The sequence below is a fragment of the Algoriphagus aestuariicola genome (genome assembly GCF_017254835.1).
Classification (GTDB): domain Bacteria; phylum Bacteroidota; class Bacteroidia; order Cytophagales; family Cyclobacteriaceae; genus Algoriphagus; species Algoriphagus aestuariicola.
In genome coordinates this window covers 434,394-450,530 of sequence record NZ_JAFKCW010000005.1, presented here as the reverse complement: position 1 = coordinate 450,530, position 16,137 = coordinate 434,394, and the positions used below count along the sequence as shown (strand labels likewise).

The 16,137-nt window shown below is 50.5% G+C and carries 10 protein-coding genes; 7 read left to right on the top strand and 3 right to left on the bottom strand.

What is annotated here, in order from left to right:
* Positions 1-37: 37 nt before the first annotated feature.
* Entirely contained in the window at positions 38-1,159 is a 1,122-nt protein-coding gene (locus J0A67_RS21070) for a DUF4407 domain-containing protein (RefSeq protein ID WP_206571370.1), read from the bottom strand.
* A 292-nt stretch (positions 1,160-1,451) separates the two neighbouring features.
* Between J0A67_RS21070 and cax the strand changes: the two genes are divergently transcribed.
* The 5 genes from cax to J0A67_RS21045 all read left to right on the top strand — a co-directional run bounded on the left by cax (position 1,452) and on the right by J0A67_RS21045 (position 9,471).
* Complete coding sequence (gene cax / locus J0A67_RS21065) at positions 1,452-2,561, top strand: calcium/proton exchanger (RefSeq protein WP_206571369.1); 1,110 nt, start codon at positions 1,452-1,454, stop codon at positions 2,559-2,561.
* 3 nt (positions 2,562-2,564) lie between these two features.
* On the top strand, positions 2,565-3,221 hold the full coding sequence (locus tag J0A67_RS21060) for a GDSL-type esterase/lipase family protein (protein ID WP_206571368.1): 657 nt from the start codon (positions 2,565-2,567) through the stop codon (positions 3,219-3,221).
* Between the two features lie 431 nt (positions 3,222-3,652).
* Entirely contained in the window at positions 3,653-4,792 is a 1,140-nt protein-coding gene (locus tag J0A67_RS21055) for an efflux RND transporter periplasmic adaptor subunit (RefSeq protein WP_206571367.1), read from the top strand.
* 40 nt (positions 4,793-4,832) lie between these two features.
* Positions 4,833-7,994, top strand: a complete 3,162-nt coding sequence (locus J0A67_RS21050) for an efflux RND transporter permease subunit (protein ID WP_206571366.1) — start codon at positions 4,833-4,835, stop codon at positions 7,992-7,994.
* Positions 7,995-8,085: 91 nt separating this feature from the next.
* Entirely contained in the window at positions 8,086-9,471 is a 1,386-nt protein-coding gene (locus J0A67_RS21045) for an efflux transporter outer membrane subunit (RefSeq protein WP_206571365.1), read from the top strand.
* Between the two features lie 72 nt (positions 9,472-9,543).
* Here J0A67_RS21045 and J0A67_RS21040 read toward each other — a convergent pair whose 3' ends face one another.
* Both J0A67_RS21040 and pta read right to left on the bottom strand, forming a co-directional pair.
* Positions 9,544-10,749 (bottom strand): acetate/propionate family kinase, encoded by a 1,206-nt coding sequence (locus J0A67_RS21040; RefSeq protein ID WP_206571364.1) that lies wholly within the window; start codon positions 10,747-10,749, stop codon positions 9,544-9,546.
* 142 nt (positions 10,750-10,891) lie between these two features.
* Entirely contained in the window at positions 10,892-13,033 is a 2,142-nt protein-coding gene (gene pta, locus J0A67_RS21035) for a phosphate acetyltransferase (protein WP_206571363.1), read from the bottom strand.
* A 201-nt stretch (positions 13,034-13,234) separates the two neighbouring features.
* Here pta and J0A67_RS21030 point away from each other — a divergent pair, with 201 nt between their 5' ends.
* Both J0A67_RS21030 and J0A67_RS21025 read left to right on the top strand, forming a co-directional pair.
* Positions 13,235-14,074, top strand: coding sequence for an N-acetylmuramoyl-L-alanine amidase-like domain-containing protein (locus J0A67_RS21030; protein WP_206571362.1), 840 nt, complete (start codon positions 13,235-13,237; stop codon positions 14,072-14,074).
* 60 nt (positions 14,075-14,134) lie between these two features.
* On the top strand, positions 14,135-15,955 hold the full coding sequence (locus J0A67_RS21025) for a Xaa-Pro dipeptidyl-peptidase (protein ID WP_206571361.1): 1,821 nt from the start codon (positions 14,135-14,137) through the stop codon (positions 15,953-15,955).
* The last annotated feature ends 182 nt before the right edge of the window (positions 15,956-16,137 follow it).

Sequence of the window (16,137 nt, the reverse complement as noted above, 5' to 3'; positions counted from 1 at the left end):
TACCAGTTTGGCGGGCGCTATTAAACAGTTTGGTCCGTCAGACTTTCCTTCTCCATTTCTCCTCGATTTCTGCGATTTCCGCTTCCGTTTGGACTTTGTTTTTTCGGTTGGTTTTCTCCTTGTTCAGATCCGTAGCATAGAAGTGCGTGTCCTGAAAATATCCTACGCGGGCTTCGGACTCGCCTTTTGCTTTGGTCCATTTTTCCCCTTTGAAAAGCTTCACCCTATCCTCATGCAGTTCCAGCAGTTCATCATAAGGACCTCTAGACGATATCAGCTTCACAAAGATCGGCGCTGTCTCGATGGAAATGAAAAGCAACATAATAAAGACGTTGGCCATGGCCATAGCCGAACTCTCGTCGGTCAAGGTTGCGAGCGCGTCCATTCTGGCAGCAAGCCCGTCAAAACCTTCTATTCCTGGTTGTTGCTTTTCGAATTCAGCTTGCCTCAGCGCTACAAAAGCCCTGATCTGAGCTTCCAATGTATCGACGCGGACCTGATTTCTCTTCCGCAAATCCTCGAGCACGAGTTGCGCTGCGTCAAGTTGCCGCTCCTTCTTTTTGGCGTTGGTGCCCAGCCCCACAATCCCGCTCGTCCCTGAGGTCTTTTCTCCAAAGCGCTCCGCATCGTACTCCTTTTGCAGCTGATCGCGAAAGGCTTCCGCAGCCGCCACTTCCGCTTTCAGTGAGTCTTTTTTGGTTTCCAGCTCCTGGATCTCGGGAAAACCTTTTGCCAGATTCGCCTTGGATTGTGCGATGAACTCCGTCTTTTTTTCATCCAGCTTGCGGTTGATCTCCCGCTCAAACATCTTCAGTTCAAGCGGCTTTGATATGACCAAAGCGAGCAATACGGCCAGCACCAAACGCGGAATAGCCAGCTTCCACTCCGCCCAGGCGTTCTCTCGCTTTCTCATACTGGATACTATAAACCGGTCTAGATTGAAGATCATCAGACCCCAAAGCAGGCCGAAAAAGATCGCAGGAACCAAGGCTTGAAAAACCGTGTATAGCGCATAGCCAGCTGCCAGCGCAGCCAATACGCCAGTAAAGAATACGGTTGCCCCTATGCCTACATATTTGTTGGACTCGGTAGGGGCGCGCTTGAGCAAGGCAAAGTTTGCCCCGCTACAGAACCAGAAAAAGCGAGTGAGTTGCTGCATAGCCAGAAGGTTGAGTGTTGGATACTAATAAGAAACGCCAAAACAGTTCCAAAAAGATGCAAGTTTTACGCTGAAGGCTCAAGAGCAGCCCCTATTGTGACCAAAACCCGATTTTCAGGGGCAGAAAACAGTTTGTTTTTTTTGCCCAATTCCCCGTGACAAAGCTCGCTTCTGTCCGACCTGTACACTTTCGGTCAAAAATTGCTCGGTGATAGCCCACCCTCATCCATAAGCTGAGATTGATCATGTTTTTTAACAAATCAATATTCTAGCTTCATGAAAATCCTTTCGAATGTCCACACCCACCTCCATTACGAGCAAAATCCTGACGCCTGGAATCCATTGGCTATTTGCTTTTATTCCGATCTCCCTTTTTCTGGAATACTCGCACGCATCAGCTCCGATGGTTTTCTTTTCGGCGGCTCTTTCCATCATCCCTATAGCCAGACTGATCAGCACCTCTACCGAAAACCTAGCCACCTATACTGGGGATGCGGTGGGAGGCCTGTTGAACGCCACTTTTGGGAATTTGCCAGAGCTCATTATCGCCTTTATTGCCCTGAAAGCAGGTCTGCACGAGATGGTTCTTGCCTCGATAGCGGGGGCCATATTGGCCAACTTGCTGCTCGCCCTGGGCGTTTCATTTTTAGTCGGAGGCATCAAGTTTCACTATCAGGAATACAACGCCACCAGCATTCGGATGTACAGTTCCATGATGATGATCGCCGTACTTAGCCTCATCGTCCCCAGTGCCTTCAACAGGTTTTTCGGGACCGCCGAATTTGCCGAGGCAGAGAACAGTCTCAATATATTCCTCAGTATTGCCCTGCTAGCGACCTATGGACTATACCTCGTTTTTATGCTAAAAACCCATGCTGACTTCTTCACGAGTGGCAGCTCCCACGAAGAAGAAGCGCATGAAAACCGTCTTTCTTTGCCAAAGGCCATCGGTTTTTTGGTTTTTGCTTCAGTGCTGGCCGCATTTATGAGTGAAATCCTAGTAGGCGCTGCGGAAGAAACCGGCGAAGTCATGGGAATGTCCAGCATCTTCATCGGCGTAGTCTTCCTTGCAGTCATCGGCGGAGCCGCCGAGAGTATCTCGGCAATCGTGATGGCCTCAAAAAACAAAGTCGACCTCAGTATAGGTATTGCCTTGGGCAGTTCTATCCAAATCGCGCTCTTTATTGCCCCTGTTTTGGTTTTGGCCAGTTTGTTCGTAGGCCCGGAGCAAATGAACCTATCTTTCAACAGAGCCTTGATCTGGTCATTGTTTTTGGGAGTGATCCTTGCTTCGATGATAGCAGGTGACGGCCGTTCAAACTGGTATAAGGGCATCCAATTGATTTTGGTGTATTTGATATTGGCAATGATGTTTTACTTTATACCCGAATCAACCGCCTAAGCCATGAAAGTTCTTCGATTTTCCGCATTTTTTCTTCTAGCCAGCTTGTTGTTTTTTGGAAGTGGCTTTGCCCAAGAAGTACCCTTCGAGAGGGAAGTGCGAGAGATCTCCTCCAGAATAGACAGTGTGGGATGGGAAAGCGGCGGTGCTGTGTTTACGGGAAGTTCTACGATTCGAATGTGGAAAAGCCTGCAGTCCGAATTTCCCAATGAAGCCATCCTCAATACGGGATTTGGAGGATCCAAGGCATCTGACTTGGAAAACCACCTCTTTCCCCTCGTGATCCGCTTCGAGCCTAGCCGGGTCTTCATCTACGAGGGGGACAACGACCTTTGGGCTGATGTGCCTGTGGCGGAGATCATGACCAGCCTGGACAATATCGTCACCCGCCTGCAGCTGATCAATCCCAATATGGAAATCTATTTGATCGGAGCCAAGCCAAGCCCTTCCCGCTGGGAAAAGAAGCAGAACTACGTGATTTTTAACCAGAATCTAAGGGAGTATTGTCAGGCAAATGAGGGAGTCCAGTTCATCGACACTTGGAAAGCCTTGACCGACGCGTCGGGAAATGCCCGACCCGAACTTTACCTCAGCGACCAGCTGCACCTAAATGAACAGGGCTATGAGATTTGGACCGAGCTTTTTGAGCCTTTTTTCTGAAAAATAAGCCCCTTTGAATAAGCGGTAAAGTGATTCCGAGCTGAGTAAACCAAAATGGCGGTCGCCGCTTCCGACTTCTGGTCAGCTCCAAGCCATATTTCTCCCGAATCCCAAAGCAAGAAACAGCCTTCGCCCATGCCTTTCTGCTTTCTTGGGAATTGACTAAAACCTGCGCCTTTTCGTGCCGAAATGGCATGAACATATTTTTTCTGCCCGGTTAAGTCCTTGCCTTAGTGACAATCTGAATAAAGTCTGTTCAAACGCAACAACCTGATTTTTCTCAGTTTTTATGTTGGAATAAATGTCAACTTTTGGAAGAGGCCTTAGGGTTTCGATTTTGTTTTTCCACAACATCACTCCCCAAATGCAAAAGATGACGAATGCGTCCACCACTTCGAATGACATCCTCACCCCGCTTAACTCTTTCCTGTATGAAATTATATTCTGATTCAAAAAAAACAGTACTGGGCCTTCTGACGCTTATCGTCTTGCTCCCTGCCTGCAAGGAAGCAGTCGTCACAGAGGCTCCTCCGATGAAGGTCAACGTGGTGACCGCCATCCAAAACGACGTGCCGCTTTATGAAGAATTTGTCGCCCAAGTGTATGGCCAATCCGACGTAGACATTCGTGCGCGCGTGGAAGGCTGGGTCACCTCGGTCAACTTCAAGGAAGGGTCAGAGGTAAAAAAGGGCCAACTACTCTACACGATCGACGATATCGAATACAAAAACAGGATGGACCGGCAGGCAAGCGAGGTTGCCCAGGCAACTACTGAACTTGTGCGGGCCGAAAGTGAATTGAGCCGCGTACGTCCTCTCACCGAGCTGAATGCCCTGAGCCAAAAAGATCTAGATAATGCTGTTGCTCAGTTTGAGGCAGCCAAAGCCCATGTCGCCGCAACCAAGTCTTCTTTGGAAAACGCCAAAATAGAAATGGGATATACCAGGGTATACGCGCCTTTCGACGGCATCATCGGTATTTCCAATGTACGTGAAGGCGACTTCGTCAGCCGGGCGGGGGGATCATCCGTATTGGCTACCATATCCAGTATAGACGGTGTGAGGGTAAGGTTTCAAATCAGTGAACGCGAGTACCTCCGCATCGCTCAACTTTCCCCGGAAGTACGCGCCCAAGCCCGAAACAATGTCCAACTGATCCTCGCAGACGGCACTGTCTACAGCGAAATGGGATCCGTGAGTTTTGGGGATAGGGAAATTGACCCTTCCACCGGCACACTCACTTTGGAAGCTTCCTTCCCCAACCCCAACGGATTGCTGAGACCGGGACTTTTTGTGAAAGCCAGAATCCTGATGAGCACCTATCCTGGTGCAGTGCTGGTTCCCCAGCGGGCAGTGGCACAACTGCAGCATATCTCCCAAGTGTACGTGGTGACCGATTCAAGCTCGCTACAGGTGACCTCCGTGGAGACCGGCCCAAAAGTCGGGGACGCATGGATAATCAAAAGCGGTCTTAATCCAGGGGATCGCGTTGCCATCATTGGCGCTGCCGGACTGACGGCAAATTCCAAAATCGAGGTAGTCGATCAAAAATGGCCAAACGACCAAAAATGATCTCATCTCCTTTTTACCCTAACCTCTATACTCCAGAAATATGAGTGAGTTTTTCATACGAAGACCCATAGTAGCGATGGTGATATCCATTCTCATGATTATCATGGGATTGATCACTCTTAGCGGCATTCCGATATCAAAATACCCTGATATCACTCCGCCAATGATTCAGGTGACCACGACCTTCACCGGTGCCAATGCAGTAAACGTCGAACAAGCTGTAGCCACACCTATAGAGCAGCAGGTAAACGGGGTGGAAGAGATGCTCTACATGAAATCCATCAACGGATCAGATGGCTCCCTTTCCCTGCAGGTTTCTTTTGAAGTAGGCACCGATCTGGACAACGCGAACATGCTGACGCAAAATCGGGTATCTCAGGCGAGCGCCAAAATGCCTTTGGAAGTCAAGAACTTTGGCGTGACCACTAAAAAGTCCCTCGTTTTCCCCCTGATGCTGGTTTCCCTGTCGTCTCCCAACGCAACCTACGATGGACTTTTTCTCAACAACTACGCAAACATCAATATCGTAGACCAGCTCAAGCGAATCCGGGGAGTGGGTGACGTGTTCCTCTTTGGGGGCGCCGACTATTCCATGCGGATCTGGTTGGATCCTGATCTGCTGACCAAACTGAACCTCACTGTCAACGATGTCTCAAACGCGGTCAAAAAACAAAATGCTATTGCCCCTGGGGGCAAGTTTGGTGCACCCCCCGCTCCCTCGGGAGTGGAATACACTTACACCGTGACCCTCCAGGAACGACTCGTAACAGAGAAGGAGTTTGGAAATATCATCGTAAAATCGGATGAAAAAGGCTCCATCGTCAGACTCAAGGACATCGCAAGACTAGAACTCGGCCTCGACAACTATAACTCCAGCAGCCGCCTCAACACCAAGCCTGCCGCGTCCATAGTGGTTTATCAGATTCCGGGCTCCAATGCGCTGGAAGTATCAGAAGCTGTACAGACGGCGATGAGCGGGCTGGAGGCCTATTTTCCCGAAGACCTCACCTATGATATTTCACTCAATACGACCCGGGCAATTTCGGTGGGTATCGAAGAAATCGTCCATACCCTCTTTGAGGCTGTTGCGCTGGTGATTATCGTCGTATTTCTATTTCTGCAAGACTGGAGGGCTACTTTGATCCCACTACTGACGGTGCCCGTTTCGCTATTGGGTACCTTTATCGTATTTCCCATGCTGGGCTTTTCGGTCAATGTACTCTCACTTTTGGGGCTGGTGCTCGCCATCGGACTGGTCGTGGATGACGCCATCGTGGTGGTGGAAGCTGTAATGCACAACATCGAGCATGGCATGAAACCGAAGGAAGCCACGCAAAAGGCGATGAAGGAAGTAGGGGGACCTGTTGTCGCCATTGCCCTGATTTTGGCGGCGGTGTTCGTTCCCGTTGCTTTTGCGGGAGGCATTACTGGAAGACTCTACCAGCAGTTTGCAATCACGATCGCAATCTCGGTTTTGTTTTCCGCATTCAATGCATTGACCCTTAGCCCTGCTTTATCTGCGATTATTTTGAAACCAAAGAAAGAATCAAAGGGATTGCTTCAGCGGTTTTTTAATGCCTTCAACAGAGGATTTGACAAGTTTACCCTAGGCTATACAGGCGTGGCGGGAGCGGTGGCCAAAAAATCCATCCGATCCCTGATCATCATCGGATTTGTCGTCGGCGGAATCTTTCTTTTAAATGGAGGAATCCCTGGGGGATTCGTTCCCGAGGAAGACGAAGGCTATTTCCTGATCAACATGCAGCTGCCTGACGCGGCTTCCATGGAGAGGACAGATGAAATTGCCAAAAAGGTAGAAGCCATTCTGGGGGAACACGAGGAAATCCAGTACTCCACCATGATTTTGGGCTATAGCTTGTTGACAGCGACCTACTCCACCAACACCGCTTTCGTGTTCGTATCACTGAAACCTTGGGAAGAACGTACCAAAACCGCCAAACAGCTGATTGCGGAGACGAACATGGCCTTCCGGCAATCCATTACCGACGCGACGGCAATCGCCTTTGGGCCTCCCCCCATCGAGGGCTTGGGAACCTCGGCTGGATTTACCCTTCAGCTTCAAGACCGCTCGGGCAATACGCCGGAATTTCTGGACCAGCAGGCCCAAGCTTTCATGGCAGAAGCCCGCAAAAGACCGGAAATAGGAAACATTTTTACGCTGTACCGATCCAATGTCCCCCAGAAAAGAATCCATATCGACTACGACAAGGCCGAAAAAATGGGAATTGACCTCTCCGAGATTACTAGTACTGTATCTACCTACCTCGGCAGCGCTTACGTCAATGATTTCAACAGGTTTGGACGACAATACAAAGTCTTCGTTCAGGCCGAGGGCCAAAAACGACTTGATCAAGATGATCTCGCGAGCTACTATGTCCGAAGTAAAGACGGAGCTATTGTCCCGCTGAGTACGCTAGCCGCCGTGGAGGACATTACTGGTCCCTCCTACACCAACCGCTTCAATATGTACCGCGCAGCGGAGATTTCCGGCGCACCCAAGGAAGGCTACAGTTCGGCGGATGCGCTCAAAGCACTGGAAGAGGTAGCCTCCACCATGCCCAAAGAGATAGGCATGGCATTCAGCAACATGTCTTTCCAAGAAAAAGCAGCAGAAGGAACCGGCGGCACCATGTTCTTAATGGCGCTGGTCTTCGTGTTCCTGATTTTGGCAGCCCAATATGAAAGTTGGACCCTGCCATTCTCCGTACTCCTCGGCGTACCGGCTGCGGTGTTTGGAGCCTTTCTGGGACTTTGGCTGGGAGGACTTTGGAGCGTCAGCTACGTGAACAACGTCTTTGCTCAGATCGGCTTAGTAATGCTGATTGGTCTTACCGCCAAAAATGCCATCCTGATCGTGGAATTTGCCAAGATGCTTCATGAAGAGCAAGGAAAGTCTCTCTACGATGCGGCACTCGAATCAGCCAAACTAAGACTACGCCCCATCTTGATGACCTCATTTGCCTTTATGCTTGGAGTGGTACCGCTGCTTACGGCAAGCGGCGCAGGTGCGGAGGCCAGAAAGGTCATGGGAATGGCCGTATTCAGCGGAACGTTGATCGCCACCATCATCGGAGTGATCGTAGTTCCCGGATTGTATATCCTCATCGAGAGTCTGGGAAAGAAAAAGAAACCCACCCCTCCTTCGACTCCAGCTGTTTCACCTTCTGAACCGACCCATTGATATGAAATCGAGCATGATGAAGGAGCCCAAACGCTACGTGATGTTAGACCATGCGAGATTCCATGTGGCCGTTAAAAATCGATCTGAACACATGAAAAATCTAGTCATACCGATAGTAATCTTGATGGTTCTAGCTGGATGCGCAGTGGGGCCAAAATATTCCCGCCCGGAATCAGTCGAAGCGACAACACCGGCAGGGTACTTTCAAAACAGCGACCAAACCGACTCGATCACAAACCTAGCCTGGTGGGACGTCTATCAGGATACCGTATTACGCTCGCTGATCCAAAATGCGGTGGATTCCAACCTAAACCTCCTGACCGCCATGGCCCGGGTAGAGGAGGCCCAGGCTATTCTTGGATATAACAAAGCCAATATGGGACCGGCGATAGGATATGGGGCCGCGGCCAGAGCTAGCGACTATCGCGAGCGTGCCCAGGAAGCTGGAGTAGGCTTCAACACAAATTCTTACTCCGTCCTGGGAAACATCTCCTGGGAAATTGACATCTGGGGAAAACTGCGACACGCCAATCGTGCAGCCTACGCCGAACTTCTGGCTTCGGAGGAAAACAGAAAATCCATCTACATCAGTTTGGTAGCGCAAATTGCCGAGTTATATTTCAATTTGAGAGGCTTGGATGACCGGCTCAGAATCACCGAAAGAACCTACCAAACCCGTCTGGAATACCTCCGCATCATCGAGCTGCGATTTGACAAAGGCGAGGTATCGGAGCTGGACAAGTTGCAAGCCGAACAGATCGCCGCCGATGCCAAAGCCGGTATGTACAGCCTGGAGCGTGAGATCATTTTCGTCGAAAATGCCATAGGAATCCTTACCGGCAAGACTTATTCGCCCATCGTGCGGGGCCTTCGAAACGATCAGCAGATGCTACCGCTGGAGATCCCTACCGGCCTGCCATCCGAATTGCTCGAAAGAAGGCCTGATATCCTCCAAGCAGAACAGCTACTCGTGGCGCAGACCGAACGAATCGGCGTGGCTGTAGCCATGAGATTTCCATCACTGAGCCTAACCGGCTTCTTTGGGGTCGCAAGTCCGGACATTTCGAAGCTTTTCACATCAGAGGCCGTCTTGGGATCTGTCACGGGGCAACTGGCGGGTCCCCTATTCCAATTTGGCCAAAACAAGCGGAGGGTGGAAGCCGAGCGCGCCCGTGCCAAGCAGTATGCCTACAACTACGAGCAGACTATCTTGGAGGCTTTTGCAGAGGTGGAAAACTCCCTGGCCGAGATACGCACTTACACCAACGAGTACGAGGCCCGAGTGACCCAAGCTGCCGCCACCGAAAGATCCCTGATGCTGTCCAAAGCGCTCTACGACAATGGCTACACCTCATTCCTCCAGGTGTTGGACGCCGAGCGGGAATTATACTACTCCGAATTTGAAAAATCCCTGGCGCTCCAGTACCAGCTCACCGCTTCCGTACGCCTATACAAGGCGCTTGGTGGGGGATGGTAAGCAGTTAGCGGAAAACTGAAAAGGGCGGAAAACTTGATTTTCAGCCCTTCTCGGTTTTAGCTAAAACCAGATTTAGTCCACGGAATCCAGCAGGCTGAAACATTGCCTCGCTATTTCCAACTCTTCATTCGTCGGGATGACCAACACCTTTACTGGTGAATTTCCTGTGCTGATCTCTCTCATCCCACTGGCTTCCAAGTAGTTTTTCTCACTATCCAACAGAATTCCCAGAAAATCCATGTCCTCGCAGACCAGTCTGCGTGTGAGCGCGTCATTCTCCCCAACTCCTGCCGTGAAAACAATGGCGTCCAAGCCGTTCAAAATGGCTGCATAAGATCCAATGAATTTGCGGATATGGTAGGTGTACATTTGATAGGCCAAGATTGCGGTTTTTTCTCCTGCATTATACCGCTCACCGATATCGCGCATGTCGCTGAATCCCGTGAGGCCCAGCATTCCGCTCTTTTTGTTGAGCACGGTATTGACCTCGTCCAAGGAATAACCTAGCTGATTGACCAAGTAAAAGATCACCGACTGGTCCACGTCGCCTACTCTCGTCCCCATGATCAATCCGTTCATCGGCCCAAGTCCCATGGTCGTGTCTATGCAAAGTCCATCTTTCACCGCAGCCATACTACATCCATTGCCCAGATGTATGGTGATAATTTTGGTGTCTTTTCTCCCCAAATACTCCGATGCTTTTTCAGAAACGTACTTGTGGCTGGTGCCATGAAACCCGTAGGCTCGAATGCCATGCTTTTCATAGTATTCGTTTGGGATCGCCATCCGGAAAGCGACTGGCGGCATGGATTGATGGAAAGCCGTGTCAAACACCGCTACCTGTTTGGCAGCTGAAAATATCTTCTCAGCCACCTCAATCCCGAGGTAGTTGGCTGGATTGTGTAGGGGAGCGAGCGGGAACAGTTCTTTGATTTTTGCTTTTACCTCTTCGGTAATAAGCTGGGTTTGGGAAAAGTCCTCCCCCCCGTGCACGACGCGATGTCCCACTACATGAACCTGGTTTGGATCATTAATCACCCCCACCTCCGGATCCGTCAGCAAAGCGGCCACAGTCTTCAATCCCTCTGCATGTCCAGGAATGGGTCTAGAGTTGCTTTTTTTGACCACTCCCCTTTCGAGAAAAGCCTTGTACTTCACTTTCGATCCTTCCAGTCCGATCCGATCCACCATTCCTGAGCAAATCACCTTGGCATCTGGCATGGAAATAAGTTGGTACTTGATCGAGCTGGAGCCGGAATTGATGACGAATACGTTCATGGATTTGGAGTATGGAGTTTAATTGGTTTCAAAATCCCCTTCGTCGCCTGACGAAGGGGGAATTGGCTGATGCTCAACGATTGGGTAAATTAATTGAATTGGCCATTTCGAGGGTTAAATCATGTGTCAAACCGATTGAAATTTAGTTAGCGCTACTCCCGCTTTCCGAGGGGGTCGGATCAATTTTGGATATCAAAGCCTCTTGGGCTTGAATAGCCGTAATCACCACCGTATTGAACACATCCGCTACGGTACAGCCGCGACTCAGGTCATTAACTGGCTTGTTGAGCCCCTGTAGCATGGGGCCTATGGCCAAGGCGCCTGTTTCCCGCTGCACCGCCTTGTAGGTGTTGTTGCCGGTATTGAGATCGGGAAAAATTAGCACACTGGCCTGCCCAGCCACCTCCGAATCGGGCATTTTCTTTTTCCCTACCGAAGGATCCACTGCGGCATCATACTGGATCGGTCCTTCTACTTTCAAATCCGGCTGTCTTTGCCTCACCAGTTCGGTGGCCTTTCGGACTTTGTCTACATCCTCTCCGACACCGGAAGCGCCAGAAGAATAGGAAAGCATGGCCACTTTCGGCTCAATGCCCAGCATGCGCGCCGACTCGGCCGAAGATATCGCGATATCCGCCAGCTGCTCCGAGGTCGGATTGGGGTTGACTGCACAGTCCCCAAAGACAGAGACCCGATTAGGCAGGCACATGTAGAAAACCGAGGAAACCGTCGCAACACCAGGCTTGGTCTTGACAAATTGCAGCGCCGGCCGGATAGTATGCTGGGTGGTATGCACCGCGCCGGACACCATCCCATCGGCTTCGCCCTTGTACACCATCATGGTTCCAAAATAGGAGACGTCGTGCATCAGATCCCTCGCCATCTCAAGGGTCACCCCCTTGCTCTTCCGCAGCTCATAGAGCGTCTGCGCATATCCTTCGAATCGGCTTGAAGTCTCTGGATTTTCTATCGTTACTTTTTCGAGATCAAGGGAAAGATTGAGGCGCTTGATGGCCGTCTCGATGGACTCCCTGACGCCGAGAATCGTCAGATCCACCACATTCTGGCGGATCAGCATATCCGAGGCGATCAGGATTCGGTCGTCATCTCCCTCTGGAAGGACGATGTGTTTTTTCACCTCCTTGGCTCGCTTCACGAGTTGGTATTGGAACATCCTCGGGGTGAGTGTATCTGACTTAAAGGCCACGATTCGTTCAGAAAGGGCCTTTTCATCCACCCATTTTTCGAAAAGACGGATGGCGATCGAGATTTTCTCCTCATCTCCCGGGGCAATCCTCGCTCGGATACGGTTGACCTCCGTCACTGCCTGAAAAGTACCCGCCTCCACTTGCAGGATGGGCACGATGGTTTCGAGACCCTCGATCATCTTCATTATCGAAGGCTCGGGTGGAATCCCTCCGGAGACAATGATGCCCGCAACCTTGCCGAAGCTCCGCGAGACGTTTGCTTGCAGTGCTCCGATGATGAGATCGCCACGGTCGCCGGGAGTCACCACCAGTGTATTCTGACCTAGCCTATTGAGAAAATTGGGTAGCTGCATGGCCCCGACGATGGCATGATCCACGCGGTTGGTCAGGAGATTTTCCCCAAAGAGCAGCTCCGCGTCCAAGGATTCCCTGATCTCACCCATGGTGGGGTTGCTCAGCTCGAGAAGCATCGGGATGGTTGTCACCAAAGTCTCCTGCGGAATCACTGCTTTTAGCTGGCTTTCTATTTCATCAGCCATGTCTTCCTCGATCTTGTTGGCCACCAGCACCAGTACTTGAACACCCCGATTGACAAAACCCTTGAACGTAGCCAAGGCCAAGTCGATGATTTCGGGAACCGTCCGTTTGGAACAGTTCAAAATGATCGCCGCAGGAATGCCCAGATTTTTCGCGATCGCTATGTTTCCGTCAAACTCCACATTGGTGGTAGTATCGATGAAGTCCGTACCCTCCACCACCACAAAGTCTGAGCTGTCTTGGAGTTTTTTGAAGCGTTCTATGATCGAGTCGATCAGGTAGGCCTCGTTACCGCTGTTGATTTCTTTGATCGCCTTCTTTCTGGAGAACACATACATATCCTCGTAAGATTGGGTGAGCTTAAACTGGCTTTTGATCAGGTCGAGGCGCCGATCCTTCTCCTTTTTGCCTCCGGAAATAATCGGCTTGAAATAGGCGAGTTTGTCCGTTTTCGCAGCCAAAAGGCTCATCAGCCCCAGCGCAAAAATCGATTTTCCGGAAAAAGGCTCTGTCGTGGTAAGGTAAATGGCGTTTGTCATGGTGAAATGGCTTACCCTGATAAAAATTTGATGTCGATCCTCAAATTAGAAAATAAGCCCGAGGAAAAAGCCTGACAAAGATCATATCGTCTTTGGTTTTTGGGCGGTAAACCAAACACCCACCGCATCGCCACACATCAAAAATCCGTGATTTTTTCAAAGAATTCCTGCATTTTCAAGACTCCAAACACTCCCCTATCCATGCGTTTTGCTTTTTATGTTCTCTTCTTTTTCCCAGTCTCCCTTTGGGGACAGACGGTTTGCTCGCTGGAAAGCAGGGAAAAACTCGATGCGCTTTTGCAAGAGATTTCCCAAAAAGAAACGAAGGGCGAACCAGTTGCCACCTTGGCCGTCACAATTGGACAAAGTTTGCTTGGCGTCCCCTACGTAGAAAAAACCCTGGAGCTACCTGGCGAGGAAAAGCTGGTCATCAACCTGACGGGGCTGGACTGCACGACTTATCTGGAGACGGTGGTCGCTTTGGCCAAAATCTCCCAAAGGGCCGAACCCAGCTATGAAGCCTTCGAAAAAGAACTGGAGCACCTTCGTTATCGAAGAGGCAGGCGTGATGGCTACTCCTCCCGACTCCACTACTTCTCAGACTGGATCTATCAAAATGCGCAAAAAGGTATCCTGACTGACATCACGGAACAGATCGGCGGATCAATCTATCCCAACCAGCCGACTTTCATGTCAGAAAACCCAAAGTATTATCCCCAGCTCAGCAACCCCGAGTTTATAGCGGAAATCAAGGTCTCCGAGTCAGAGATAGCGAAAAGAACCTACTACTATATTCCGAAAGCCGAGGTTGAATCCCTGGAGAAAAACATCCGGCCAGGCGACCTCATCGCGATTACCACGCCCCTGAAAAATCTGGACGTCGTCCATGTGGGTTTTGCAGTCGTTCAAAACGGTAGAATCCACCTCATGCATGCCAGCACGGGTTCTATGAAAGTGGAAATTTCCGCCAGACCATTGAGCGAATACCTTCTTGCAAACAAATCCCAATCTGGGATCATGGTTTGCAGATTGAGCGATTGAACCGGATCGGAAACACAACAAAACATATCATTTTAGCGACTACTTCATAAAAACCCTTACATGAAGATCTTTAGAATACCTCCTATATTAGCCTTGCTTCTAGGATTTAGCATCGACGTCTCCGCGCAGATAAAGCCAATTTTCGAAAACGGAGAAGCCCAAATCGTTCCCGAACTGAAAGATTCCGCCAACTGGATACGCCACGACCTCTGGGTGGAAACCGAATTTGACACCGACGGAGATGGTAAAAAGGACCGTATGCACGTCGACGTCACACGGCCTGCGCAGACGGAAACTGAGGGTTTGAAGCTTCCAGTAGTTTACGCCAGCAGTCCTTACTATGCCGGAACTACCGGCAACGCTCCAATTTTCTGGGATGTCAAACACGAGCTAGGAGCGGTAGGTCCGCCAAGAGCGCATGCGGAGGTGAAGCGCATCGGCGAGCGTCCTATTATTTCCAATTCGGAAATCATGCTTTGGGTGCCGCGGGGATACATTGTCGTCCATTCCTCTTCGCCAGGCACCGGACTTTCCCAAGGCTCTCCCACCGTGGGAGGTGACAACGAGTCTTTGGCACCGAAAGCCGTCATCGAATGGCTGACCGGAAAAGACAACGGCTACACGACCCCTGACGGAAACGAGAAGGTGATGGCCTTCTGGTCCACTGGCAAAGTCGGTATGACTGGCACCTCTTATAATGGAACCCTTCCTCTCGCTGCGGCGACCACCGGCGTGAAGGGGCTCGAAGCTATTATCCCCATCGCACCAAACACCTCCTACTACCACTACTACCGATCCAATGGCCTCGTTCGCTCTCCCGGGGGCTATCTGGGGGAGGACATTGACGTGCTGTATGACTTCATCCATAGCGGCGATGAGTCCAAAAGAGCGTATAGCAACAAAACAATCCGAGACACCGAGATGGCGCAGGGTATGGACCGCATCACGGGTGACTACAATGACTTTTGGGCGGGAAGGGATTACCTAAATGACATGGAGCCCATGAATGCTGCCCTGCTTATGTCCCATGGCTTCAACGACTGGAACGTGATGCCCGAGCATAGCTATCGGATTTACGACTCTGCCCGCTCCAAAGGCATTCCTTCCATGATCTACTATCACCAAAATGGCCACGGCGGACCACCGCCCTTTTCGATGATGAACCGCTGGTTTACGCGCTATCTGCACGGAGTCGAAAATGGGGTGGAAAAAGAGCCACGCGCCTGGATCGTACGCGAACAGGATGAGCGGACCAATCCTACTGCCTACGCCGACTTCCCAAACCCACAAGCGTCTGACGTAAACTTTTTCCTAAATGGCGGAGCACCGGCTGCGGGATCGCTTGATCTCGAAAAACAAAACACTGGCATCAAGGAAACGCTTGTGGACAACTATTCCTTCTCCGGTTCAGCCTTGGCCCAAGCCGACTACACCGAACACAGATTGATTTATCTCAGCCCTGTTCTGAAAAAAGCGGTCCACATCTCGGGCATTCCGAAAATCACCGTCAAACTAGCATCGTCCAAGCCTGCGGCAAACCTTTCCATTTGGCTGGTTTCCCTACCTTGGACCGAAGGACGCAACGCCAAGATTACCGACAACATCATCACTAGAGGCTGGGCAGATCCGCAAAACCATAAGGACATTCGAAAAGGGGAACCCCTGGAACCTGGCAAATTCTACGAGGTGAGCTTTGAGCTGCAGCCCGATGACCAGATCATCCCTGCAGGACAGCAGATCGGCTTGATGATTTTCTCATCTGATAAAGAATTCACGCTTTTGCCCAAGCCCGGAACAAAACTAACCGTGGATCTGGACGGCACAGTGCTGACGCTGCCAGTGGTAGGGGGAAAAGCAGCCTTGGAAAAGGCGGTCAAATGACCCTTCCTAGCTTATTACCATACCAAACAGAAAGGAGACTCAAAAACGGGTCTCCTTTCTGTTTGGCCAACTCCCCCACGAAGTTTAGCCAACCAAGCTAATTGTTTAATATTTATATACTTTTTTCTTAACAAATTCTAAACTTTAGGGAAATCCGATTTATTTTGTTAAGAGAATATATC